We start from the raw sequence: 23,885 nt of genomic DNA, 5'->3' as shown, positions 1-23,885 counted from the left end.
GCCGGTAGTCCGAGAGGCATTCTGCTAGCCGTGCTGGCTGCCGGAGGCCTGTTGCTGGTGTCCGTGTCGATCGGCAGGGACACCAACGGTGAGCAAGCACCGGTATCCACCACCGCCGCTTCGCCGCCGTCTCAGTCGCCGTCGCCGACCGAGGAACCTCTCGGGCCCGCAGCCCGATCCGCGATAGGCGAAACGCTGCCGCCACCGCTCTCGGGCACGCCGTCAGCGGCGGCGGGCACGAACTTCGCCGATCCCCGGTCCGTGGCGAAGGCCTACATCGAGGCCGCACACTCGGCTGAGCCGGCCGAGATCGGCCGTGCAAACCGCCGGGTGCTGCCGTATCTCGCGCCCGAGAACCCCGACAACCCGCGTGGTTCGCTGGTCGTCGATGCGACCGGCAAGGCGGTCGTGATCAGCGTGGAGGTGGCTGTCGGCAACGAGGAGCAGTCGGCGGCCACCACGAAGGCGACGTGGCGATCAGGCGACGGTCAATCCCGCGAAACGTTCGTCACGCTGCGCCGTCAAGCTGATGGGCGCTGGCTCGTCACGGCCGAGATGGCACGGCTGCAGCCTGCCGACCGGTGAACCGCCTGGTCAGGCTGGGCAGGCCACGGTTACGACGGCGAGCATCGCTCCCGCCGCGACCAGGGCGGGGAGAACCATGGCGGTGACGCCCGCGAGCCCGCAGGAGAACAGCTGACGGCGCCTGCTTGCCGGAGCGGGTCCGTCGAGCAGGCGCTCGACGCGCACGTCCATGGAGGTGCCGCTCATCGCCAAGGCCGTGCCCGGCGCACCGTGGCGAGACACCTTGAGCAGAGCGCTGCGCACCGCGTCCGCGCCGCATTCGCGGACAGCTGCTGCGTCCGCGACCAGTTCCACCAGCTCACGCAGCATGCCAGGTGCCAGCTTGAACAGCGGCAGGAACGGGAAAGCGCTGGCCATCGCCTCGCCGACCGCGACGATCAGGTGGTGGCGCCCGGTCAGGTGGGCACGTTCGTGCGCGAGTACGGCGTCCACCTGGGGAGCGGTGAGCTGCTTGGCCAGGCCGTCTGTGGCGACGATGACGCCAGGGCGTCCGGTAAGGCTGAAGGCCATCGGTTCGTCGTGCTCGAGCCACAACGTCTGGCCGTCGCGACGTGCGGCGATGCGCAGGACTGCGAGGTGGTCGGCACGCCTGCGCGCTCGTCGCCGCGCACTACCCACCGCGCCCACGACCAATCGCACACTCAGGCCGAGCAGCAGCAAGGCGCCCACGACGCCGCTGACCGCCTCGACGCTGGGCGGCGTGCCGTGCTGGACCGAAGACCAGCAGTCGCCCAGCGCGGCGAGCAGGGTCTCCCCGAACCCGTGGTCCGGGAGAAGGAGGAGGACCACGCCACCGAGCGTGGTGAGAACCACCGCCGCTGCCGACGTCAGCCACGCGACCACCGCGACCAGCGGATCGCCACCGTTGACGACCCGGCGAGCCAGGACCGTGGGCGCGAGCCAGCTCATCAGCGCCGCGCCGATCAGCAGCGAGACAGCGACCGTCATGAGGCGGACGACCTCTTCTTCTTCGGCAGGGCTCGGCGCAGGAGCTCGGACTCGCGCTCCGTCGCCGACTGCGCGAAGTGCATCAGCACGGCTTCGGGATCACCCGACGAGACGAGCACATCTCGGACAGTCCGGGCCGCCGCCTCGGCGCGACTCAGCGCCGGCTCGTACCGGTACGCCTTGCCTTCAAGCTCGCGAACAACCCAGCCCTTGCGGTGCAGGTTGTCGAGCACGGTCATCACGGTGGTGTACGCGAGCTTCTTTCCCGTTTCGAGCCGGTCGAGCACATCGCGCACCTTGAGCGGCTGCTCATCCCACAGGACGTTCATCACCGCGGCTTCCAACTCACCAAGTCCGTGCATCGTTCCTCCTGGTGGAGAGGATACGGCAGGAAGAACCGGATCTGTCTACGATTCGCTATAGTAGGTGATGGCTGGCATTCCCCATCCAGCCATCAGACTCACCGAGGAAATCCCCCAGACTCGGTGAGAAGAGCGTTCAGGCCGGGGCGAACTCGGTTCGCCCCGGCCTGACCGTCCTTCGCGGGTCAGCCCTGCTTCAGCAGCCCCTGCATCTCGGTGATCTCAGCCTGCTGCGCGGTGATGATCTCCTGCGCGAGCTTCTTGCTGTCGGCGTTGCTGCCCTTCTCGATGTGGGTCTTGGCCATGGCGATCGCACCTTCATGGTGCTTGATCATCATTTCCATCCACATCTTGTCGAACGCAGCACCCGTGGCCTGCCCGAGCTTGGTCATCTCCTCGGCGGTCATCATGCCGTTGCCGCTGCCCATCGAGCCGTGGTCCATCCCCGGCATCGACGACGCGGTCGGGGAGGCGCCCCACTTCGAGAGCCACGCCGTCATAGTCTTGATCTCAGGGTCCTGCGCGCCCTCGATGCGCTTGGCGAGATCGGTGACCTTCGGGTTCGTGCTCTTGCCCGGCACCATCTTGGCCATGTCCACCGCCTGCTGGTGGTGGGCGATCATTTCCTGGGCGAACTGCACGTCGTGATCGTTGTGGTCCGCCGCCTGTTGGCCCGAGGCCGGGGTCGAGGCAGCGGTCGAGTTGTGCTGCATGCCCCCCATGTCGTTGCTGCTGCCGCATCCGGTGACCAGCGCGACAGTCGCGAAGCCGGCGACGATCAGAGACTTCCTCATTGGTGGTTCTTCCTTCTGTGCTGGGAAAGTGACTTGCCTCTGAGGACCGGGCTGATCACAACCTCAACACGCACAGCGAACTGAGCAAGGCTCGACCGCCTCTGGGCGGTGGTCGGTCGGGAGCGCGTGGCCACGCCGCCGACGCAAGGATGCGATCCGCGATCGGCCGTGCAGTGCGCAGCAGCAGCCACGCGAGCAGGAGCAGTGATACGACGGCGCAGAGCACGGCGACGCACAGGTGCAGCATCTCGTGCGTCGGCTGCGGTGTGGGGTCTCCGGAAGGCGGCGCGTGGTGAGCGCTCGTGGACATGGACCCGTGCGCGGGCGACATGTCGTTGCTCACGTTGACGTGGTGCATTCCGACGACACCGAGGAACAGTGCGCACAGCAGGACCCATTGGGTCGTCCTGCCGTGCGTGCCCGGAGCCATGTAACTACCGTACCTAGTAGGTCGCATCACTGCTTTGTACGGGTCAGCGCTCCCACCGGTTCAACAGCAGTCGGCACGCGGTTGAGTGCGCGCAGACTCCAGGCGCAGAACAACCCAAGCGCCGTCAGAGCCAGCCACGGCAACGCAGGCACCCCGGCTCCACGGGCGAGGTCGAGCGCGGTGCCGGTGAAGAGGTTTCCGGCGAGGATGCCAACGCCCACCACCGTGTTGTAAAGCCCGTAGTGGGTGGCGACCAGCCGATCGCCCGACAGCGCCACGATCGTGTCCATCTCGAACGGAAACACGACCATGGTGCCGAATGCGATCAGTGTCGCGGACAACAACACCGGCACGAACAGCAGCGGCCCACTGGACGGTGTGGGCAGTGCCAACGGTAGAAAGGCCACAGCCAGCAGCAACATCCCGATCACCAGCGATCTGTCGGTGCCGAAACGTTGCCTGAACCACCCGGTGACGCGCAGCTGTCCGGCGATCGCCAGCACGCCGGAAACCGCGAACAGCGCGGCGACCAGCACGGTGCCGCCGACACCGTCACCCGCGATGCGGCGTGCCTCCAGCGGGAGCGCCAGATAGATCTGGAAGGACAGCACGTACGAACCGATCATCGCGGCGGCGAACAGGACGAACCGGCGGTTCCCGAACACGCCACGCCAGTCCTGAAGCACAGAACTGTCGGTGCGAGTAGCGGCCTTGCGTGCTGGGAGTGACCTGATCTGCAACACGGTGAGCACAGCGAACACAACGGCAGCGACCGCGCAGGTCAGCGAGAAGTCGACGCCGGTCAGCACCAACCCGATGAGCGGACCGACCAGGATTCCGGTCTGGTAGAAGACGTTGAACAAGGCGAACGCCTCGACGCGCCGTGGTCCGGCGTCGTTCGCCACGTAGGCGCGCACCGCCGGGTTGAACAGAGCGCCAGCGAATCCGGTGGCCGCCGAGGCGATGATGAGCGCGGGCAGCGTGTCCACGAAGCCGAGCAGGCCGAAACCGGCTGTCCGCAGGGCGCAGCCGGCGACGATCAGCGGTTTGTACCCCAACCGGTCCGCGAGCGTCCCGCCGATGAGGAACATGCCCTGCTGGGAGAAGTTCCGCACGCCCAGAACGAGCCCGATCGCCCAGCCGGCGAGCGCGAGCTCGCCGGACAGATAGACGGCGAGGTAGGGCATCAGCATGTAGAAGCCGACGTTGATGCTGAACTGGTTGAGCAGCAGCAGTTGTACCGGCCGGTCGAACGACCGGAACTGCCGGAGGATGTTCGTCACGACTGATGCCTCATCGGGTCCGCGACACTCCGGCAGCGCGTCCACGCGGTGACTTCGCGGTCGCCCGTTGCGAGGATCTCCTCCGGATCAGGATTCGGAGCCGTCACGAGCAGCTCGTTCGCGGCGCAGTAGGTGTCGTTGTAGATCGTGTCGAAGTACCGGTGCGAACCGTCCGGGAAGACCGCCGCGATGCGCACATCGGGGTCGTGAGTGCGGGCCAGCCAGCTGGACACCACCGCCACCGCGCCGACGCTCCACCCACCGCTGGCGTGGTGCCGGGAGGCGAGTCTGCGGCAGGCCCACACGGACTCGGCGGGGTTGACCCAGTGCACCTCGTCGAACGCCGCGTAGTCGACGTTGCGCGGGAAGATGCTGGACCCCAGGCCGCGCATGAGGCGCGGCCGTGCGGGCTGGCCGAAGATCGTCGAGCCGATCGTGTCGACGCCGACCAGCCGCAGGTCGGGGAAGTACTCCCGCAGCACTCGCGACACTCCCGCCGAGTGCCCGCCGGTGCCCACGGAGCACACGAGAACGTCGACGCGGCCGAGCTGTGCGACGAGTTCCAGTGCGAGTGACTCGTACCCAGCCACGTTGTCCGGGTTGTTGTACTGGTCCGGGCAGTACGAGCCAGGCGTCGCCGCGAGGATCTGTTCGACGCGGTCGCGCCTGGCCTGCTGCCAGCCGCCGGTCGGGTGGGGAGCCGGGACGAGATCGACCTGGGCGCCATGCGCCTGCAGCATCTGCTGCACGATCGGCTCCATGCCGGGATCGGTGACCAGCGTGACCGGGTGGCCGTAGACGATGCCCGCGAGCGCGAGACCCAGGCCGAGGGTGCCGCTGGTCGACTCCACGATGGTGCCACCGGGTGCCAGCTCACCGCGTTGCCGAGCCTTGGCGATCATGTGCAGCGCCGGGCGGTCCTTCATGCCGCCGGGGTTGAAGCCTTCGAGCTTGGCCCAGAACCCGTGCGGCGACAGACCAGACAGGTCGTCGATCCACTGGACCGGGGTGTTGCCGACGACCGATGCCGGGGTGTGGCAGAGCGGTGCGGACGACGACGTGAGCATGCGTGCGGGAGGAACGGTCAGCGTGCCGGGCTGGCCTTGGGTGACGAGCATGGTGGTCCTCAAGGTTGTGCGCGTGGTTCGGAAGAGGTGATCGTGGGCAGCACGAACTGGCGAAACCGGTGTTGTTGCCGGGATTTCGCCTGCACTGCTGCGCGCTGATCAGTTCCGCGCGACGCTGAGGAGGACCAGGAGCTGGCGACCAGGTCTGGGAGGGCCGTTTGCGCCTGCCCAGAAATCCGTGCCGAGTCCGCTGGGGACGGTGAAGGTCTCGGCGCCGAGGCTGGCCGGAACGTCGTGGGTGGACGATTGCGCGTCCCAGGCGGTGTCGTCCGGACGATGCAGGGCACGGTCGAGCGCGGCCTTGCGGTAGACAGGCCCGCGGTCGTGGTGACAATGCTCGGAAGGCGCATGATCCGCGGCATGCGCGTGACTGGGGCCGTACGCCGAATTGGTCGTGTGTTCGTGGTGCTCAGCGGCCGAAGCATGACCTTCTGCGGAGCAGAGCGCGCTCAGGATGAAGAACGACAGCACGGCGAACACGACGGCCAACGCCGTCGAACGAACGCCACGGAGTGTTGTCGTCTGGATCCGCACGGTTACGAACATATCGCGATCGCGACACGGACGGGAATCGCTCAATCGTGTCCATTGTGGACATTTGATCACTTGTAACGCTGTGTTTGCCCTGGTTGATCCATCTGGTGTGGCCAAGTGTCACCGTGTCGCTGTCAAACGTGAATGCCGAGGTCGCGCAGGGAGTCGTGGGCCGGTCGTGTTCCGGGTCACATGCCAGGACCTACTAAGTCGACTAGTAGACAACGCCGTGATGTTGCCGTAACTTGCGCCAAGGCATCGGGGGAGGCCTGTTTCCGACTACGGAGGTAGCGCGACGTGACGTCGCAACGATTCAAGCGCGGCACCCGAGGTGCACTGGCGGCTGCGGCGGTCATGGCAGTCATCGGCAGCAGCCCTGGTGCGGCTGGTGCCCAGCCCGCGGGTGATCCGGTCGAGAAGTACGAGGAGCTGAGCCAGCAGGCGGAGAAGCTCAACGACGACGTGCTCAAGGCTCAGGAAAACCTCGACGCCAAGAAGGCCGAGCTGACCAAGGCCGGCGCGGAACTGAACCAGGCCAAGCAGGCCGAGGAACAGCTGCGCGGTCAGGTCGACGTGCTCACCGAGTCCACTTTCCAGGGCGCACGGTTCAACGGGCTCGCTGCGCTGCTCGTCAGTGACTCCCAGCAAGACTTCCTCAATCGCATGTCCGCGCTGGAGATGCTGGCGGCCGACAACGCCGAGGCGATGGACAGGCTGTCCGCTGCGGTGGCACAGGCCAGTGACGCTCAACAGCGTGCAGAGAAGGCCGCCAACGAGGCGGCAGCCATTGCGGACGACTTCAAGAAGCGCAAGTCCGAGCTGGACGGCCGCATCGGTGAACTCCGCAAGGCGGTGAACAATCTCAGTTCGGCTCAGAAGACCGGGCTTGGATTCGGTCAGGTCAAGGACACCGGCACGTACCTGGGGCCTCCCGGTGCGGCCAACACGGCCCTGCAGGCGGCCTTGTCGAAGCGCGGCTCCCAGTATCAGTGGGGTGGCAACGGCCCGAACGCCTTCGACTGCTCCGGTTTGACGAAGTGGGCCTATGCGTCCGCCGGAGTCACGCTTCCGCGCGTGGCGGTGGACCAGTACCGGGTCGGCAGGCCGGTGGCCCAGAACGAGCTCCAGCCGGGTGACCTGGTGTTCTACGACGACGGCACGGGCAACCCGGCCACGATCCACCACGTCGCCATGTACGTGGGCGAAGGCAAGATGGTGGACGCACCGACTGAGGGTCAGCTCGTGGACGTGCGGGCGATCCGCGGTGACGGCCACTACATCGGCGCTCGGCGGATCGTCGGCTGACTCGATGTCCCGACATATAAGAACCGCATCGCACCGCTCCACGCGCCTGTCGACCCACGTGTTCATCGCGGGAGTTGCCGCTGGAGCCGCCGCGGCGGCCTTTCAGCTCGACGTCCCACCACAGGACGCGCCTGTCCAGGCGCAGGACCAAGTCCTGCTGTCTGCCAACCTGTCCGGTGTGGATGGTGTAGGCGGCGACAACGCCGGGCCGAACCTGCTGCAGGTTCGCCGGCCCGGCCACGACGAGGTGGAGCGGCTCAACACGAGCCTGCGCATCACCGAACAGCGAGAGGCGGAAGCGGCGGCACGGCGTAAGGCCGAGTACGAGGCGGAGCAGGCGCGGAGGATCAAGGTCTTCGCACCGACGCAGGGCACCATCACCTCCAACTACGGTCCCCGATGGGGAACGACGCATTACGGCCTCGACATCGCCAACCGCATCGGAACGCCGATCCGATCCGTCATGGACGGCGTCGTCACGGACGCGGGACCGGCCAGCGGCTTCGGGCTCTGGGTCAAGATCGAGCACACGGACGGCAGCACGGCCGTGTACGGCCACATCAACAGCTACGCCGTGCGCGAAGGGCAGAAGGTGAGCGCCGGTCAGGTGATCGCCGAGGTCGGGAACCGCGGCATCTCCACCGGACCGCATCTTCACTTCGAGATCTGGGATCGAGCCGGACGAAAGCTCGATCCGTTGGCATGGTTGCAAGAACACGGAGTGCAGATCGCATGAGCCGCATGTGGAAGCTGGCCGTCCCAATTCTGTTGTTCACCACCGCATGTGCGAACACCAGCACGCCACCAGCTCAGGATCCGCCCGCCCCTCCGTCAACTCTCGCGCACGTGCACGGTCTCGGCATCAACCCCGCAGACGGCATGCTGTACGCAGCAAGTCACTTCGGTGTCTTCACCGTGCCTGCAGACAAGGCACCCGAGCGCGTGGGTGATCGCGCACAAGACACCATGGGGTTCGTGGTGGCGGGCGCCAACCACTTTCTCGGCAGCGGCCACCCCGATCGGCTCGATTCGGGCACCCCGCCGCACCTCGGCCTGATCGAGAGCAAGGACGCGGGCCGGACGTGGCAGACGCTTTCGTTGAAGGGTGCGGCGGACTTCCACTCGTTGGAGGTCAAGCACAACCGCGTGTACGGCTACAACAGCCAGAACGGCCAGATCATGGTCAGCGAGAACCAGCGCGACTGGGACACCCGCGGCCGTGTCGCGATGGTCGACTTCACGATCAGTTCGACTGATCCGGACGTCATCCTCGCCGCGACGCAACAAGGTGTGGTCCGCAGCGCGGACGGAGGCCGGACGTTCGCGCCCGCGGCCGGCAGCCCGCGCCTTACGCTCCTCGACTGGTCTGAGGGCGACGTTGTCATCGGTGTGGCACCGGATGGAATTGTGCACGTGAGTGGCGATTCCGCGGCGACGTGGACGGCTAGGGGCCGGATCGCCGGTACGCCCGCAGCGCTCGCCACCAAGGGCTCCGAGGTGTACATCGCAACGGAGTCTGCCGTCCACGCATCCACCGACAGCGGGAGCACATTCACGATTCGCCAGGCACTGAAGTGAACTGTCGCTGGCAATCGATCCAGTGAGCCCGCGTAGACAGGCGGCCGCTAGGGCATTGAGGGGTGTACTCCAGTTGGGCTCGGAAGATCACTGATGTGCACACCGCTATGAGGGAACCATGGCCGTCACTTACTTGATGCTCGCGCGGGTACCTGAAGAGGGCTTGGGGGACTTCGACGCCTACGAGAGTGCCGTCCTGCCCCTCCTCGCCGAGTACGGAGGGTGTCTTGAGCGCCGGCTGCGCACTTTGGACGATCAGGTCGAGGCCCACCTCATAACGTTCCCCAACAGCGAGGATCTCGCCGCCTACCGGGCGGATCCCCGGCGTTCTGCTGCTGCGCCACTGCTGGAGTCGTCCGGGGCAGCGGTCGAACTGCTCGCGGTGCGCGACATTTAGCGTTCGCGCGGACAAAGATGCCGTCATGGCCGAAGGCTCGGGGGTCTGACTCAACGTGAGTCGTCCATGCCCGCAGGATCAGGCTGCGTGATGCGGCTACTGGTACGGAGCGCGAGTCGTCCAGGAAACGGCCGTCAATCAGGTCTTGACCAGCGCCTTTTGATCCCGAGCTCGTCAACGGAGCACAGCGCGTACGCCGCGGCAGCGTGTTCACGCATCCGCAACGTGGCAAAGCTTGCAAGTGAGGCCTTGACACCCCTAGGGGGTATAAGCGTATCTTCGCCACTGCATACCCCGCTAGGGTATGTGAGCCGCGAGGTGAGGCAAGGGGATGGTCATGGATCACGCTGGTGCGCAATCGAGTCTGACGAAGCTCGCCATATCTGCGACGCTGCACTGCCTCACCGGCTGTGCGATCGGTGAGGTGCTCGGCATGGTCATTGGCACCGCGCTGGGCTGGTCGAACCTGGCGACCATCGCACTCGCCGTTGCCCTTGCCTTCGTGTTCGGCTATGCGCTCACCATCCGTCCGGTGCTCAAGTCTGGACTGCCTCTCCGTGCCGCCATCGGCGTCGCGTTCGCCGCCGACACCGTGTCGATCGCCGTGATGGAGATCGTGGACAACGGCGTGATGCTCGCCGTGCCGGGCGCGATGGAAGCGGGCCTCGGCAGCTGGGTGTTCTGGGCGAGCCTCGCGTTCGCGCTGGCGGTGGCGTTCGTGATCACGGTCCCGGTGAACCGCTGGCTGATCTCGCGTGGCAAGGGGCATGCGGTGGTGCACCAGTACCACAGCGGCGACCACGAAGGTCATCACCAGCATTGAGTGAACCGTGGCCGCGAGGACTTCGCGGCCACGGTCTGTCAAGATCTTCCGTTTCGCAGGGGTACCCGCTCACAGGACAAGGCAGAAGTCTGTCCGGTCGATACCCCCTACCGGTATGGAGTACCTGAAATGTCCAGTGTGGATAAGTCCGCCCGGCGCAGGTGGTGGGCGCTCGCCCTCATCGCCGCGGCACAGTTCATGGTCATCATGGACACCTCGATCATCGGGGTGGCCCTGCCGCGGATCCAGGCGGATCTCGGCTTCTCTCAAGAGAACCTGTCCTGGGTCTTCAACGCCTATGTCGTCGCCTTCGGTGGACTGCTCCTGCTCGGCGGCAAGCTGTCCGACCTGCTCGGTGCCCGCCGCATGTTCACCACCGGCTGGCTGGTGCTCCTTGTGGGCTCCGTCGTCGCCGGCGCGGCAGGTGAGATCTGGGTCGAGCTGCTCGGCCGCGCGGTGCAGGGCGCCGGAGCCGCGCTCATCGCACCGTCTGCGCTGACCCTGCTGATGATGCTCTTCGGCAGCGAACCCGCACAGCTCGGCAAGGCGCTCGCGGTCTACGGGGCCGCCGCTCCGGCCGGTGGCACCGCCGGTGTCTTCCTCGGTGGTGTGATCACCGAGTACCTGAGCTGGCCCTGGGTCTTCTACATCAACGTGCCGATCGCGGTGATCGCACTGATCGCCATTCCGGCCCTGATGCCCGCCGGCGCCGCTCAGCGCGGCTCCACCGACCTGCTCGGCGCGATCACGGTGACCGCGGGACTCGCCGTGGCGGTCTACGCCGTCGTGCGGGCTCCCGAAGCGGGATGGGCCTCAGTCGAGACGATCGTCGGCTTGATCGCCGCCGTGGTGCTGCTGGGCGCGTTCCTGCTCATCCAGGCCAAGCGGAAGGCTCCGCTCGTGCGGCTCGGCATCTTCCGCACGCCCCGGCTCGGGGCTGCGAACATCGCGCAGCTGTTGCTTGGCGGCGCGTGGATCCCGATGTGGTTCTTCCTGAACCTCTACCTGCAGCAGGTGCTGGGTCTGGGTGCCTTCGCCAGTGGCTCGGCGCTACTGCCGATGACCACCGCGATCATGGTGCTGATGGTGGTCGTGGCGCCTCGGCTGACCGCGCGGTTCGGCGTCAAGCCGATGGTGGTGACCGGGCTCGTCGTGCTCGCCGCCGGTCTGGGATGGCTGGCGCTGGTGCGCCCGGACGGCAACTACTGGGTCGACGTGCTGCCCGCGTCGCTCGTGGCCGCGACCGGTATGGCCCTGGCGTTCATCCCCTCGCTCGGTACCGCCATCTCCAGCGCGCGCCCGGAGGAGGGTGGCCTCGCGTCGGGCATCGTCAACACCAGCTACCAGATCGGGTCCGCGCTTGGCCTGGCCGCGATGACCGCGCTGGCCGCCTCGTACGGCGCCGGCCAGCTCGGCGATGCCGACGCGCTCACCACTGGCGTGTCCGCCGCGTTCGTCGGCGCCGCAGGCATCGCGATCGTCGGTGCGCTCGTCGCGGCCGGCACGTTGCGCGGCAACCGGGCGGCCGCCCCGGACGCCGGGCGTGAACCGGCCAACGTCTGACCACCCACCCTGTAGCCGCCCGCCTCACCGAGGCGGGCGGCAATCCACCTGCTTCAGGAGACCCAGATGCGACGAATCTCCGCCCTCGTCCCTGCAGACGCCCCGGACAAGTCTCGCGAACTGCTGACCGAGATCGTCAGGCGACACGGTTCGGTCGGCGACATGGTGAGCACCATGGCGCACTCACCCGCGCTGGTGCAGGGCTACCTGGACTTTTCGAGGGCCCTCAAGCGCGTCAAGCTGCCGCGTGCCCTCAGCGAGAAGATCTCCCTCGCTGCGCAGGAGTGGATCGGTTGCGGCACCTGCTTGGCAGCTCACACTGAGGCTGCCCGTGCGAACGGGGTCAGCGACAGCGACATCGTTCTCGCACGCCAGGGAACCGCCGTCGATGCGCGTGAGGCGGCGCTGATCGCCTTTGCCGTGAGCGTTCTCGCCGATCCGTCCGGAATCTCAGACGACGACGTCGCTGGGCTTCGGAAGCACGGCTGGAGCGACCGAGTCATCGCCGACGTGGTCGGGGTGGTGGCCCTCAACCTGCTCACCGGCGCGTTCAACCTCGTCGCGGGCATCGAACCCTCCATCACCAGGCCATGATTCCCTTCCCTCGCAACCACACCAGAGGATCGACCTTGCGGCCACTGCTGTCCCAGATCTCGTAGTGAAGGTGCGGACCAGTCGACTCGCCGCGGTTGCCCATCGCGGCGATGACCTGGCCAGCGCTCACTCGCTGCCCAGCACGTACCGAATAGCTGTTGATGTGTCCGTAGATCGCCGTTGTCCTGTCGGTGTGCACGATCTTCACCCACAGCCCGAAACCGCTGGCGGGCCCTGCTTCTGCCACGACACCGTCCATCGCGGACACAACGGGCGTGCCGATGCGGTTGGCGATGTCGAGACCGTTGTGCATCGCGCCCCAACGCGGCCCGAAGTTCGATGTGACAACGCCCCGCGTCGGAGCGAACACCATTGAACTTCCCGACCTCGCAGCACCACCGGAAGTGGCCAGCTCTGGGCGCTTCGCCGCTTCCAATCCGAGCGTGTCTCTCTGATCGGGAGTCATCCAGTCGAGCGCTGTGCGCACTTCTGTGAGCCGCTTCGCCAGTTCGTCGCGCCGCCGCCGCAGGTCTGCGGCGGCATCCTCAACTGCCTTGTCCGCGGCGTCGGACTTGCTGCGTGCCGTGTTACGCGCAGTGCCTGCGGCCTCGAAGCTTCGGCTGCTCTCCGTGACCAAATCGGGAGCGACCGCCTCTTCGCGATCGCTCGTGCCGCTGACTTGCAGAAGCTCGGCTGTGAAGCCCTGCACAGCATCCGTGATCACTTGGTTGAATCGAACAGCCTGGTTCCGCCACTCGGCGTCCGCCGCGCGCTCTACCTCTGAGGCGCTGGCGGCGGCCGCCACCAATGCAGCGTGTGCGGACTCAGCTGCCGAGACCCTCTTGTGCGTCAGCTGGGCCTGTCTCCTGAGCTCCAGATAATTGACCATGATCCCGCCGAGCGACACCACGGGCTGAGCGACGGCAGGCGCCGTGCCCAGCAGGAGCAGTCCGGCGACGAACACCGCCAAGACCCGTCCGGTTTGGACCATGGTGACCGCTCCGATCGACGGAACTTCGCGACAGTGCTCCGCACGCTCAGTTGGTCGTTCTGCGGCGGCGATGCGTTTCTCTGGCTACCAGTTTCCGTTCAGGAGGCCACGACGGAGTGCACATCGGGGCAGAACGTGGGACAGGAACGAGTGCAATCAACACGCGCAGCATCCGCCAAGCCACGACCCGTAGTCGTTAGAGGCTTCTGCCGTTCCAGGGACTGCGCGGCCACCTACGCCGTCGACGGATCTGAACTATCGTGGCGTTCACCCGTTTGGCCGTGTACTGCTTGATCAGCGGTTGCTCTGACAAATCGGGCATTCGCCGCCAGTCCGAGGAGGCAGGTATCAGATGACGACAGCTCACGTCGAACATCCCACTCACGACCACGCCCACGGCGACGGCTGCGGCCACGTCGCCCTCCCGCACGGCGATCACGTCGACTATGCCCACGACGGTCACCTGCACCGTGCTCACGACGACCACTACGACGAGTGCGAGCCGAGTGGACACGCCGCCCACGAGACGCACGACCACGCCCACGGCGAAGGGTGCGGCCACGTCGCGGTGCCGCACGGCGACCACATGGACTACGTGCACGACGCTCACCGCCACGCTGTCCACGAGGACCACTACGACGAGTGCGAGCCGAGTGGACACGCCGCCCACGAGACGCACGACCACGCCCACGGCGAAGGGTGCGGCCACGTCGCGGTGCCGCACGGCGACCACATGGACTACGTGCACGACGCTCACCGCCACGCTGTCCACGAGGACCACTACGACGAGTGCGAGCCGAGTGGACACGCCGCCCACGAGACGCACGACCACGCCCACGGCGAAGGGTGCGGCCACGTCGCGGTGCCGCACGGCGACCACATGGACTACGTGCACGACGCTCACCGCCACGCTGTCCACGAGGACCACTACGACGAGCACTGATCGTCAGCCGCAGCACGAGCGAGGCTGCTCGCACTCGGCGCAGACTCCGGTGATGGTCACGCGCACGACCACGTCGGTGAAGCCCATTGTCTCCTCGGGCACCCAGGTCGGCAGAGCCGACGTGTGAGCCGGGATCTCGACTGTTGCGTGGCACACCGAGCAGACGAGGTGGTGGTGGGGCCAGCTGGAGCAGTGGCGGTACCAGCGCTGGTTGCGCTCGCCGACCAACACGTCGACGAGTTCCCACCTCACAAGGTCCCTGAGAGCCCGGTACACAGTGGACACTCCCATGGGACGTCCGAGACGGTGGACCCGCTGATGCAGCTCGCGCGCCGTGATGAACGTGCCGTCGCGTCCGAGGACAGCCAGCAATAACCGTGTGTTGCCGCTCTGCTGGTCCTGGCTCATCTGAAGGAACTCCGTGGTGGGCGACCGGAAGGCCGTGGCGCCACCGGGGAGTGTGGCGCCACGGCTGTGGTCAGGGTTGGACCGTGACCGTGTAGGACTTCTGGCCGGCGGAGACGGCGGCCCCGGCGCTCGTGGTCGCGGTCACCTCGAAGACCAGCGTGTAGGTACCGGCTGCCTCGAACGCCCAGTTGGCGTGGGAGTGGGTGTTGATGGTGAGGGCGCGGCTGTCGGGCAGGCCGTTGCCGCTGTCGAACCACACGGTGGGGGTGCCGAAGGCGTTGGTGGTGTAGGTGCTGAAGTGAGCGGGGCCGGTGACCGAGATCAGCTTGGCGGTCACGCTGTTGCCCTGCAACGCGCCGGTGGGCACGCCCTCGGTGCTGAACCCGGGCCACAGGATTCCGCTGGCCTGGCTCTGCGGCAGGATCCACACGGGCGAGCCGGGGGAGCCGAGGAAGGCGTAGGCGGAGCTGGACGGCACGGTTGTCTTGCTCGCCGTCACCGCGTTCAACGTCACGGTGGAGGGGTCGCGGTCGATGGCCGGGGACACGGTGTGGTCGCGGATGTCCAGCGTGAGCGAGCTGCCGGTCCAGTCGATGTCGAGGGCGTCGACGTGGCCCTGGGAGATGGTCACGGCGGCCTGCGCCGTGCCGGTGGCGAGCAGCGTCAGAGCCGTGGCGAGCGTCGCGGCGGCGAGGGCGCGGATTCTCATGCGATCACCTTGAAGCGGTAGGTGGCGAGGGCGGATGTGACCTTCTTGCCGGTGGCGGCGAGGGTGCCGCTGACCCGGACGGTGACGGTGTAGTTGCCGGCGGCTTCGAAGGCCCAGTTGGCGTGCAGGTGGCTCGCGGCCGGTACCGAGATCGAGTCGGGCAGGCCGTTGCCGCTGTCGACCAGCACGGTCGGGGCGCCGACCGGGTCGGTGGTGAAGATGCTGAAGCCGGCCGGGCCGGAGACGCACTCGATCTTGACGGTCAGCGTGTCGCCGGCGAAGAGGCCCGGCTGGATCTCTTCGGTGGCGATGCCCGGCCACAGCAGCTGCGGGTCCTCCACCTGCGGGAGGACCCAGACCGGACTGCCAGGGGCGCCGAGGAACGCGTACGCCGGGTCGTTGGGGGCCTCGGTGCGAGCCTCGGGCTTGACGGCGATCCGCACCTGGGACGGCGCGTATTCGGTGTCGGTGCCCTCGTCGTGGACGTGGACGTCGAACTGGTTGTCCTCGAAGGCGATGCCGATGACGTCCACATGCCCGGTGTCGAGGGTGACGGTGGTGGCCGCGGTGGCGGGGCCGGCGGCGACGCCGATCAGCATCGCCGCTGCCAGCGGCAGTAGGGCGAGACGCGCTCTGGTGCGCACGGTGTGGTGCTCCGTTCGTGAGGACGTGGGGCCCTGGTAGGCCAGGATGAGCGTTGCATATGACAATCATGTTCAATAGAGACTGAACGGCCGCCAACGTGCTGCTCCATTCGGTTGTTGGAAATGATTTTCGTTCCGGTTAGGCTCCTCGTGCCTCGCCGGTTGGCGAGTGTCTGAAGGGGGATCCCATGCAGGTGCGTGCGTTCTCGCGCGCGATCGGGGCGGTGCTCGTCGTCCTGTTGGCCGGGTGCGGCGCCGCTGACGGCGGCGTGTCGGACGGCGTGACGGTGGTGACGACCACCGAGATCCTGGCGGACCTCGTGCGCAACGTCGGGGGTGAGCGGGTTCGGGTGGACTCGCTGGTACCGCCGGGTGGCGACCCGCACTCCTACGAGCCTGTTCCCGCCGATGCCAAGAAGGTCGCCAAGGCCGACGTCGCCTTCACCAACCACCTGCTGCTCGAGGAGCAACGCCTGATCAAGGCCATCGACGCCAACCTCCGTCCGGGCATGCCCAACGCGTCGCTGGCCGAGGCGTCAGAAACCTATGGGGCCCATGTGATCCCGTTGGTGGAGAACATCGGGCTCGACGTCTTGTGGCTCGGCCTGCGCGTGCGGGGCGACGGCAAGGACAAGGGCGCAACGCGCACGTCCGACATCCGGCTGACGGCGACCGCGGTGGAAGGACCTGGCGCGCTGGTCGCCTACCTCACCGAGACGCTTGGCAAGCCGGTGATGTACTTCGACTCGCGGGACGGCCTGTCCGAGGCCGATGCCACGACCTTGCCGCCGGCTGCCCACACGCACATCAACTGGGCGTTCACGAAACCAGGCGTGTACAAGCTGACTCTGGCAGCGTCTCTCATCCGCAGTGAGGGCGCCGCGCCGACATCGCTGGGCACGAGCACGTTCACCTTCGCCGTCGGCGTCAATCCCGCCGGTATCGCCAAGACGGTGCTCGCTGACGGGCACACCGACCTCACGATCGACCTGGACACCGGTGAGCTCTACACGCTCAACGACGTGCCGGGTGGCGGGAAGCAGAACGTCGTTGCCGCGGCCGACGCGGTGATCGAGGTGCCGAACAAGGCCATCGTGACCGTGCCGGATGATCCGCGTTTCTCCTTCCTGGGGCAGGCGGGCGGCACGGTGCACCAGCTCCCGCAGGCGGTGCTGGGCAAGCACGTGCACGGAGAGATCGATCCGCACCTGTGGCAGAACGTGCGCAACGGACGGGCCTACGTCGAGCTGATCCGGGACACGATGCGCGGTGCGGACCCGGCCGGTGCTGAGGTCTACGACCGCAACGCCCGTGCCTACCTCGACCGGCTTGACGAGCTGGACGCGCACGTGCGCGAGACGGTCGCCCGCATCCCGCGTGAGCGTCGTCAGCTGATCACCACTCACGACGGGTTCGGCTACTTCGCCGCCGCTTACGAGATGACCGTCGCGGGGTTCGTCGTGCCCAATCCTGCTCAGGATCCCAGCGTCGAGGACGTGCGAAAGCTCAGCGAGACGGTGCGCAACCTCAAAGTCCCTGCGGTGTTCATGGAACCCAATCTCGCGCAGCGCGCCTCCGTGCTCAACCAGGTCGCCAAGGACCAGTCGGTCGATGTCTGCGTGCTGTACGGCGATTCCTTCGACGACAAGGTCCGCTCCTATGTGGACATGATGCGGCACAACGCCGATGAGGTGCACCGTTGTCTCGTCTGATGCTGGTACCCGTGCTCGCGATGCTGCTGGCCGCGCAGCCTGCAGCCGTCGCCCAAGAAGCCGAGCGAGTCGTGATCGAAGATGGGCACGTCGACCTCGGACCGCGGTTCGTGGAGGGCAAGTGGACCGTCCAACTGCGCGATGACACGGGTGACTCGCCGCAGTGGCGGGCGCTCTCCGATGTCGTGCTGCACGTGCCCGACACAGCCAAGACCACCGTGCCGGACGACCAGGCCTATAGCTTCCTCGGCGACCGGGGCAGCGGAGTGTGGGTGCTTCCGCAGGTGGAGCAGAGCGGTGTTGTGTGGCCTGGCTGGAACACCCAGGACCCCGAGGTGGCGAAAACCGTCGACCGCGAGGTCACGTGGCGGCTGCACGGTGTGCGCGGGCCAGGCCGGTTCGCGCTCTTCCTCACCGGGAACTTCGGTGCCCCGCAGCAGATCTTCACCAGCACCGACTCCGCTCCGCAGGAGACCGGTGTCGAGGTCGGCACGCACGTGCACGGCAACTGGGTGTTCGGCGCCCCCGGCACCTATCTGCTCGACATCGAGATGAGCACCCGCGCCAAGGACCGCCGTGAGCTCACCGATCGGCAGGCGCTGCGCATCCACGTCGGCAACACGGATCCACGCACCGCCTTCGACGTTGCAGCGGCCCAGCCCGAGCAACAAACCGCACAGCCGCTGGCACAGTCGGCCGGATTCCCTTGGCAGTGGATTGGACTGGGCGGCTTGGCACTGGTGGTCGTCGCCCTCGTGGTTGTGGTGCGCAGACGCAGGGGAGAGCGATGAACGAGCCGGTCCTCGACATCCGAGACCTCGCCGTCGACCTGGGCGGCCGCGAGGTGCTGTCCGAAGTGGACCTCCAGCTCCGACCGGGTGAGCTGGTGGGCTTGATCGGACCCAACGGAGCGGGCAAGACCACGCTGTTGCGCACGGCTTTGGGCTTGATCCCCTCGCGGCGCGGCACGGTGAGCGTTCACGGCCGCGCGGCCAAGCAGGCGCAAGGCATGGTTGGTTACGTGCCACAACGCCACGAGTTCGCGTGGGACTTCCCGATCTCGGTGGCGAAAGCGGTGGCCACCGGTCGCACGCACCTGACCGGTCTGCTCGGCAGGCGCACCCAGGAGGACCGCGCCGCCGCAGACGAGGCGATCACCCGTGTGGGCATGGACGATCTGCGAACGCGGCCGGTGGGCGAGCTGTCCGGCGGGCAGCGGCAACGCGTCTTGGTCGCCCGAGCACTTGCACTGCGGCCCCGGCTGCTGCTGCTGGACGAGCCGTTCACCGGCATCGACGCACCAACCCAGGAACTGCTCAGTGGTCTCCTCACCGAGCTGCGCGACGAAGGCGTCGCCGTGCTCCTGACCACACACGACCTCGCCGCCGCGACCACCCTCTGTTCGCGGCTGTGCCTGCTCAACCGCACGGTCGTGGCCGACGGAGAGCCAGCGGCGCTGGCCGACACCGACATCTGGCTGCGCACCTTCGGTCTCGACCGCGCCGAGCAGCTGCTGCGATCTCTGGGAGTGATTTCATGAACGCGGTCATCGACGTGCTGGCCGGACCGTGGGAGTACGACTTCTGGCGGCGAGCCCTGCTGGTCGCGTTGCTGTCGGGTCTGGTGTGCGGGGTCGTCGGGACACACGTCGTGCTGCGCGGCATGGCGTTCATCGGCGACGCTGTCGCCCACGCGGTGTTCCCCGGCATCGCGACGGCCTTCGTGCTCGGCACCAACCTCGTGATCGGCGGCGCCGTCGCTGGCGTGGTCACCGCGCTGCTGATCGCCGTGGTGGCGCAGAACCGCCGGCTCAAGGAGGACTCCGTCATCGGGATCTTCTTCGCGGCGGCGTTCGGCCTGGGCATCGTCATTCTCAGTGCGGCGCCGGGGTACGGCGGCTCGCTGGAGTCGTTCCTGTTCGGCTCCATCCTGGGCATCAGCGACGGGGACGTGGTCTCGGTCGCGGTGATCGGCGCGATCCTGCTGCTGACCACCGGCTTGCTCAACGGCAGGCTGGTCGCCGCGACCCTGGACCGTGAACAGGCTCGCGCCGTCGGCCTGCCGGTGTTCTGGCTGGACCTCGCGCTCTACGTGATGGTCACGCTCGCGATCGTGATCTCCCTGCAGGCGGTGGGCAACGTGCTGGTCCTCGCGCTGCTCGTTACTCCGGCCGCCGCAGCGCGGCTGCTCACCGACCGGCTCGGCGTGATGACGCTGCTCGCCCCGGCCATCGGCGCTGGCGGCAGCGTGCTGGGCCTGTACTTGTCCTACGCCTTCGACCTGGCCGCGGGTGGCCTGATCGTGCTCAGCCTGACCGGGGTCTTCGTCCTGTGCTGGTTGTTCGCGCCACGCCATGGCCTGTTGAGGCGTCCAGGCCGACCGGAGTCCACAACGGACGGTGCGGTCGGCGCTCTCGTGGAGGTGAAGTCGTGAACCGCCTGCGATCCAGCGCGATGGCCGGTGTGGTCTTCTCGCTGTTGCTCGTGTCCGCACCGGCGGCGACGGCCGAACCGGAGCCCGCAACCGTCGAGTTGGCTGTTCGCGACCATGCGCTGCAGGTGACGCCACCGGAACAGCCGCTGACCGTCTTGGCCGGTGCGCCCGTTCACGTTCGGTTGAACACCAAGGAGATCGCACCGGGGACGCTGTTCGGCGACGTGGTGCGTCTGCGCACCACCGTGGTGGGTGCCGAGTCCGCAACCGTGCCCGTCTCGGACAGCATGACCACGGAATGGGTGTTCGCCACCGGGGGAGTGCACACCGTCCGGCTGGACGCCGAGGCGTACCTGCTGGACGGCACACCGGTGCAAGCGCAGTGGCACCAGATGGTGGAAGTCCAAGCCAGGCAAGAACAACCAGCGCAACTGTCAGAGGTCGCCGCACCGCTCGCGGTAGCGGAGGCGCCAGCGCCCCCGGCCGTGCGACAAGCCCCCGCGGTCGCCGCCGTGACACAGCCTCCGGTGGCGAGTGGCAAGGTCACTGTGGAACGCGGCCATGTCGACGCGCTCGCGCCGCGGCTGATCGACGGCGGTCTGCGGGTGCACGTCAAGGACGGCAGCAACGTGGGCACGGTGACCTGGCGCGAGCCTGCCGACGTCGAGTTCAAGATCACCGACGCAGCTCGCGTGGCCCTGCCGGACGCGTCCGCGCTGTCGTTCCTCGGCGCCGCTGGCGGGCAGATCCACCTGCTGCCCCAACAGGAACAACCCGGCATCCTCTGGATCGGCTGGTCGACCGAGGAACTCAAGCCCGCCGACATCACCGGTCCCGTCACGTGGACGCTCACATCCGTCACCGGTCCCGGCCCCTTTGGTCTGTTCACCACGGGTTCGTTCGGCGCGCATTCGGTCATCTTCAACAGCACAGACGGCGTGCCCGACACGCACTCCGTCGCCCTGGGCACACACGCACACGCCAACTGGGCGTTCGGCAAGCCCGGCCGCTACCAGCTGAAGTTCACCGTCTCCGCCACCAAGGCCGGCGGCGGCACGATCAGCGACACCGAGAGCTACACCTTCCTCGTCGGCAACGCGACCGCGACCACTACCCCGGACAACACCAAACCGGACAACACCACGCGCGACGGCAGGCGAAACACCACCCTCGCCTCGACCGGCCCCACCGGCTCCCCGGTTGCCGCCACCGCGCTCGCCCTGGCGCTGATCGCCACCGGTGCGGGCGTCATGGTCCTCACCCGCCGCCGCACCGCCAAGGAGACACCGTGACCCCGTACCGCAGCGGCCTCGCCCTCGCCGCCGTCACCACGCTGGTCGGGCTCGCCGCGGTGTCGTTCGCACCAGCATCTGCCCAGAACGCCACCACGGTAGTCGATCAGGGCCACGTCGACCTCATGGCCGGCGTCCTCATCGACGGCAAACTCGCCATGCGGTTCAAGGACGGCAACGTCGAACCACCCGTGCTGCGCGACCCTGAAACGGTGGTCACGCACCTCAAACCGGAAGCCCGTCTGCAGATCCCCGACTTGCCCGAGTACGCCTTCCTCGGACCGGCCGGCAGCGACATCTGGGTCAGCCCCGAGGTGCAGGACCCCAACCTCGTCTGGGCCGGCTGGAACACCGAGTCCCTACCGGCCGCGGAAATCACCCCCGGCTCGGTGAAGTGGAGCCTCAACGCGGTTGCCGGCACCACACCCGATGCGAAAGCGCCTGGCAACGTCACCGTCTTCCAGACCGACTCCTTCGGTGCACCGCTACCAAGAATCTTCGACACCGCCCAGCCGCTGCCGCAAACCCACCCCCTGGACCTCGGCATCCACGCCCACGCCAACTGGACCTTCTCCGCCGAGGGCGTCTACCGCTTGACGTTCTCCCTGCAAGCCACCACCACAACGGGCAAGGCACTCGAGGACACCGCCACCTACGCCATTGCCGTCGGCGCAATCGACCCCACCACGGTGATCCCCGGTGACGGCACACCCCCGACCTCGACCACCACGACAACAACCACCACCACCACAACGACGACCACTACAACCACGACGACGGCCAGCTCGTCGACCACCACGTCCACCAGCCCTGCACCGGCATCGTGCGCGGTCCTCGCCGACGGACACGTCGACCTCATCGCCCCCGCCCTGGTTGACGGTGCGCTGCGCACCAGGGTCAAGGACGGCACCGCGGGCCCCGACAAGGCGGTCTGGCGCGAGCCGGCCGACACCGTGATCCACGTTGTGCCCCAGGCGCGCAACACGATTCCCGCCGATCCCGCGTACGCGTTTCTCGGCACAGGCGGCCAGCCGGTGTGGCTCATCCCGCAAACCCAGATCCCCGGCATCGTCTGGGCCGGCTGGAACACCGAATCACTGCGCCCTCAGGACGTCACCGGCGACATCGCCATCAAGCTCACCGCGGTGGACGGCCCCGGACAGGTCGCCGTGTTCCTCACCGGGCTCACCCCGAACGTGCTTGTCCACACCGGCGATGGCCTGCCCGACACCCTGACCGTGCCGCCCGGCACCCACGCCCACGCAAACTGGGCTTTCACCCGCGAGGGAATCTACAAGCTGACAATCGAGGTGGCCGCCACCCGCGCCGATGGGCAGTCCGCTGTGGACACCGACGTGTTCACGATCGCAGTGGGAGCGGTGGACCCGAAGCCCGCATCCGGCCGTCAGTGCACATCACCCACTCCCACAACGGCGACGACCACCGGTACGACGCACACCCCACCCGTCACCACCACCTCACCACGAGCCGCGTCCTCCGGTCTCGCCAGCACGGGGGCTGGACCGCTCGGCCTGGTGATCGGCACCGGCACGCTGCTCCTCGCCGGCGGAGTCGCCGTGCTGTTGCTGTCCCGATCCCGCCGGTCCCGTTCGGAGAGCTGAGTCATCGATGGAGATTGACCACGTGGTGCTGGCCGCCCGGACGAAGGCCGATGCCGAGGAGGTGCTCAGCCAGGCTGGACTGGGTGTCGCCCGCGGCCGAGTCATTCCGGGTCTCGGGCTGTCCAACCTCGTCGTACCACTGGGGCAGGGGCTGCTGGAAATTCACTACCCGAACGGTGAGCCTGTCGCGCCGGGATCCCCGCCGCTGCTCGACTTCGACAAGGAGGCTCTCGCCATACACCCATCGGCAGCGTTGGTCCCGATGGCGTGGCTGGTGTTGATGGAGGAAGAGCGGCGTCTGCGCGAGCTCGCCGCCACGAACGACATGTCCGTGCTCGAGGTACCCGCGGAAGGCCCCGGTTTCCCGCCGTACATGCTCGCGGGCTTCGGCGCGAACTTCGACCGGCGTTGCTTGCCCTGTCTCATTCATTGGCCAGAGGGCCCGCCTGTGCTCAGCGCCGCACACCGGCACCAGCCCGTCGGTATCACCCGCATCGACGTGGCAGGCCCGGTCGACGACATTCGACGGTGGTGCGGAGGAATGCCCCGTGGCCTGAGCGCCGTGCCTGGAACTACGGGCCTGCTGCGGTTGGAGATCGGCTTCGTCGACGGTACGACCCTCATCTTGGGGCTCGACGGCTAGGTTCGGCAGGGTCGGTCGGGCGGGTCCCATCTGTACCGAACCTTCTCCCCGACGGCAACGTCAGTCGCGAGGCCCTTCCGCACTTCAGCGGCAGGTCCTGACCCATTCGGGGTGCAAATACCGTGGCGTGTGGTGTATTTAGGCGCGCTACCCGCTCTCTTCGAG

The 23,885-nt window shown here is 67.4% G+C and carries 26 protein-coding genes and 1 pseudogene; 16 read left to right on the top strand and 11 right to left on the bottom strand.

Annotated elements, in window-relative coordinates; genetic code table 11:
* Positions 1 to 30 precede the first annotated feature (30 nt).
* Entirely contained in the window at positions 31 to 585 is a 555-nt protein-coding gene (locus DFR72_RS05275) for a hypothetical protein (RefSeq protein ID WP_090063773.1), read from the top strand.
* Positions 586 to 594: 9 nt separating this feature from the next.
* On the opposite strand, the gene DFR72_RS05270 is transcribed toward DFR72_RS05275, so the two are convergent.
* The 7 genes from DFR72_RS05270 to DFR72_RS05240 all read right to left on the bottom strand — a co-directional run bounded on the left by DFR72_RS05270 (position 595) and on the right by DFR72_RS05240 (position 6,063).
* Positions 595 to 1,533, bottom strand: coding sequence for a M56 family metallopeptidase (locus DFR72_RS05270; protein WP_090063774.1), 939 nt, complete (start codon positions 1,531 to 1,533; stop codon positions 595 to 597).
* Entirely contained in the window at positions 1,530 to 1,895 is a 366-nt protein-coding gene (locus tag DFR72_RS05265; RefSeq protein ID WP_090063775.1) for a BlaI/MecI/CopY family transcriptional regulator, read from the bottom strand. The genes DFR72_RS05270 and DFR72_RS05265 overlap by 4 nt, the downstream gene beginning before the upstream one ends.
* A gap of 185 nt (positions 1,896 to 2,080) precedes the next feature.
* Positions 2,081 to 2,689, bottom strand: coding sequence for a DUF305 domain-containing protein (locus DFR72_RS05260; protein WP_090063776.1), 609 nt, complete (start codon positions 2,687 to 2,689; stop codon positions 2,081 to 2,083).
* 55 nt (positions 2,690 to 2,744) lie between these two features.
* Complete coding sequence (locus DFR72_RS05255; protein ID WP_090063777.1) at positions 2,745 to 3,119, bottom strand: DUF6153 family protein; 375 nt, start codon at positions 3,117 to 3,119, stop codon at positions 2,745 to 2,747.
* Positions 3,120 to 3,145: 26 nt separating this feature from the next.
* Entirely contained in the window at positions 3,146 to 4,402 is a 1,257-nt protein-coding gene (locus tag DFR72_RS05250) for an MDR family MFS transporter (RefSeq protein WP_090063778.1), read from the bottom strand.
* Positions 4,399 to 5,520 carry a PLP-dependent cysteine synthase family protein gene (locus DFR72_RS05245; protein WP_090063779.1) on the bottom strand — a complete coding sequence of 374 codons (1,122 nt, stop codon included), beginning with the start codon at positions 5,518 to 5,520 and terminating at the stop codon, positions 4,399 to 4,401. Before DFR72_RS05245 ends, DFR72_RS05250 begins: the two co-directional genes overlap by 4 nt.
* A gap of 108 nt (positions 5,521 to 5,628) precedes the next feature.
* On the bottom strand, positions 5,629 to 6,063 hold the full coding sequence (locus DFR72_RS05240; RefSeq protein ID WP_143086637.1) for a hypothetical protein: 435 nt from the start codon (positions 6,061 to 6,063) through the stop codon (positions 5,629 to 5,631).
* A gap of 297 nt (positions 6,064 to 6,360) precedes the next feature.
* Between DFR72_RS05240 and DFR72_RS05235 the strand changes: the two genes are divergently transcribed.
* The 7 genes from DFR72_RS05235 (at position 6,361) to DFR72_RS05205 (ending at position 12,323) form a co-directional block, all read left to right on the top strand.
* A complete protein-coding gene (locus DFR72_RS05235; RefSeq protein WP_245982530.1) occupies positions 6,361 to 7,368 on the top strand; it encodes an NlpC/P60 family protein in 1,008 nt (335 codons plus the stop codon).
* A gap of 58 nt (positions 7,369 to 7,426) precedes the next feature.
* A complete protein-coding gene (locus DFR72_RS05230; protein ID WP_245982527.1) occupies positions 7,427 to 8,104 on the top strand; it encodes a M23 family metallopeptidase in 678 nt (225 codons plus the stop codon).
* A gap of 110 nt (positions 8,105 to 8,214) precedes the next feature.
* Positions 8,215 to 8,946 (top strand): F510_1955 family glycosylhydrolase, encoded by a 732-nt coding sequence (locus DFR72_RS05225; protein WP_090063782.1) that lies wholly within the window; start codon positions 8,215 to 8,217, stop codon positions 8,944 to 8,946.
* A 118-nt stretch (positions 8,947 to 9,064) separates the two neighbouring features.
* Positions 9,065 to 9,343, top strand: a complete 279-nt coding sequence (locus DFR72_RS05220; RefSeq protein ID WP_090063783.1) for a hypothetical protein — start codon at positions 9,065 to 9,067, stop codon at positions 9,341 to 9,343.
* Between the two features lie 337 nt (positions 9,344 to 9,680).
* Positions 9,681 to 10,166: a DUF4396 domain-containing protein gene (locus tag DFR72_RS05215; protein ID WP_245982526.1), complete on the top strand. Its 486-nt coding sequence runs from the start codon at positions 9,681 to 9,683 to the stop codon at positions 10,164 to 10,166.
* Between the two features lie 129 nt (positions 10,167 to 10,295).
* A complete protein-coding gene (locus DFR72_RS05210; RefSeq protein WP_090063785.1) occupies positions 10,296 to 11,729 on the top strand; it encodes an MFS transporter in 1,434 nt (477 codons plus the stop codon).
* 162 nt (positions 11,730 to 11,891) lie between these two features.
* A complete protein-coding gene (locus tag DFR72_RS05205; protein ID WP_245982524.1) occupies positions 11,892 to 12,323 on the top strand; it encodes a carboxymuconolactone decarboxylase family protein in 432 nt (143 codons plus the stop codon).
* On the opposite strand, the gene DFR72_RS05200 is transcribed toward DFR72_RS05205, so the two are convergent.
* Entirely contained in the window at positions 12,310 to 13,287 is a 978-nt protein-coding gene (locus tag DFR72_RS05200) for a M23 family metallopeptidase (RefSeq protein ID WP_245982559.1), read from the bottom strand. The genes DFR72_RS05205 and DFR72_RS05200 overlap by 14 nt on opposite strands.
* Positions 13,288 to 13,666: 379 nt before the next feature.
* Between DFR72_RS05200 and DFR72_RS46230 the strand changes: the two are divergent.
* Positions 13,667 to 13,957 (top strand): annotated as a pseudogene (locus tag DFR72_RS46230) (hypothetical protein); the annotation flags it as partial.
* 303 nt (positions 13,958 to 14,260) lie between these two features.
* Here the strand turns inward: DFR72_RS46230 and DFR72_RS05190 are convergent.
* The 3 genes from DFR72_RS05190 to DFR72_RS05180 all read right to left on the bottom strand — a co-directional run bounded on the left by DFR72_RS05190 (position 14,261) and on the right by DFR72_RS05180 (position 16,018).
* Positions 14,261 to 14,665: a Fur family transcriptional regulator gene (locus DFR72_RS05190; RefSeq protein ID WP_090063788.1), complete on the bottom strand. Its 405-nt coding sequence runs from the start codon at positions 14,663 to 14,665 to the stop codon at positions 14,261 to 14,263.
* Positions 14,666 to 14,735: 70 nt separating this feature from the next.
* On the bottom strand, positions 14,736 to 15,374 hold the full coding sequence (locus DFR72_RS05185; protein WP_090063789.1) for a choice-of-anchor M domain-containing protein: 639 nt from the start codon (positions 15,372 to 15,374) through the stop codon (positions 14,736 to 14,738).
* Positions 15,371 to 16,018 (bottom strand): choice-of-anchor M domain-containing protein, encoded by a 648-nt coding sequence (locus tag DFR72_RS05180; protein ID WP_090063790.1) that lies wholly within the window; start codon positions 16,016 to 16,018, stop codon positions 15,371 to 15,373. The genes DFR72_RS05185 and DFR72_RS05180 overlap by 4 nt, the downstream gene beginning before the upstream one ends.
* Positions 16,019 to 16,206: 188 nt before the next feature.
* Between DFR72_RS05180 and DFR72_RS05175 the strand changes: the two genes are divergently transcribed.
* From DFR72_RS05175 to DFR72_RS05145, 7 genes are read left to right on the top strand one after another with little or no spacing between them, the layout of a single operon-like run.
* Positions 16,207 to 17,730, top strand: a complete 1,524-nt coding sequence (locus DFR72_RS05175; protein ID WP_090063791.1) for an anchored repeat ABC transporter, substrate-binding protein — start codon at positions 16,207 to 16,209, stop codon at positions 17,728 to 17,730.
* On the top strand, positions 17,718 to 18,521 hold the full coding sequence (locus DFR72_RS05170; RefSeq protein ID WP_245982523.1) for a TIGR03773 family transporter-associated surface protein: 804 nt from the start codon (positions 17,718 to 17,720) through the stop codon (positions 18,519 to 18,521). The genes DFR72_RS05175 and DFR72_RS05170 overlap by 13 nt, the downstream gene beginning before the upstream one ends.
* Complete coding sequence (locus DFR72_RS05165) at positions 18,518 to 19,270, top strand: anchored repeat-type ABC transporter ATP-binding subunit (RefSeq protein WP_090063793.1); 753 nt, start codon at positions 18,518 to 18,520, stop codon at positions 19,268 to 19,270. Before DFR72_RS05170 ends, DFR72_RS05165 begins: the two co-directional genes overlap by 4 nt.
* On the top strand, positions 19,267 to 20,163 hold the full coding sequence (locus DFR72_RS05160; protein WP_090063794.1) for an anchored repeat-type ABC transporter permease subunit: 897 nt from the start codon (positions 19,267 to 19,269) through the stop codon (positions 20,161 to 20,163). The genes DFR72_RS05165 and DFR72_RS05160 overlap by 4 nt, the downstream gene beginning before the upstream one ends.
* The gene (locus DFR72_RS05155) at positions 20,160 to 21,455 is read left to right on the top strand and encodes a choice-of-anchor M domain-containing protein (protein ID WP_090063795.1); all 1,296 of its coding nucleotides are present in this window, start codon (positions 20,160 to 20,162) and stop codon (positions 21,453 to 21,455) included. The genes DFR72_RS05160 and DFR72_RS05155 overlap by 4 nt, the downstream gene beginning before the upstream one ends.
* A complete protein-coding gene (locus DFR72_RS05150; protein WP_090063796.1) occupies positions 21,452 to 23,077 on the top strand; it encodes a choice-of-anchor M domain-containing protein in 1,626 nt (541 codons plus the stop codon). The genes DFR72_RS05155 and DFR72_RS05150 overlap by 4 nt, the downstream gene beginning before the upstream one ends.
* A 7-nt stretch (positions 23,078 to 23,084) precedes the next feature.
* Complete coding sequence (locus DFR72_RS05145) at positions 23,085 to 23,720, top strand: VOC family protein (RefSeq protein ID WP_090063797.1); 636 nt, start codon at positions 23,085 to 23,087, stop codon at positions 23,718 to 23,720.
* Positions 23,721 to 23,885: the final 165 nt, after the last annotated feature.

The organism is Lentzea flaviverrucosa, assembly GCF_003350445.1.
Lineage (GTDB): Bacteria > Actinomycetota > Actinomycetes > Mycobacteriales > Pseudonocardiaceae > Lentzea > Lentzea californiensis.
Note: the sequence above shows the minus strand (reverse complement) of the source record. Positions and strands in the feature narration are given on the sequence as shown.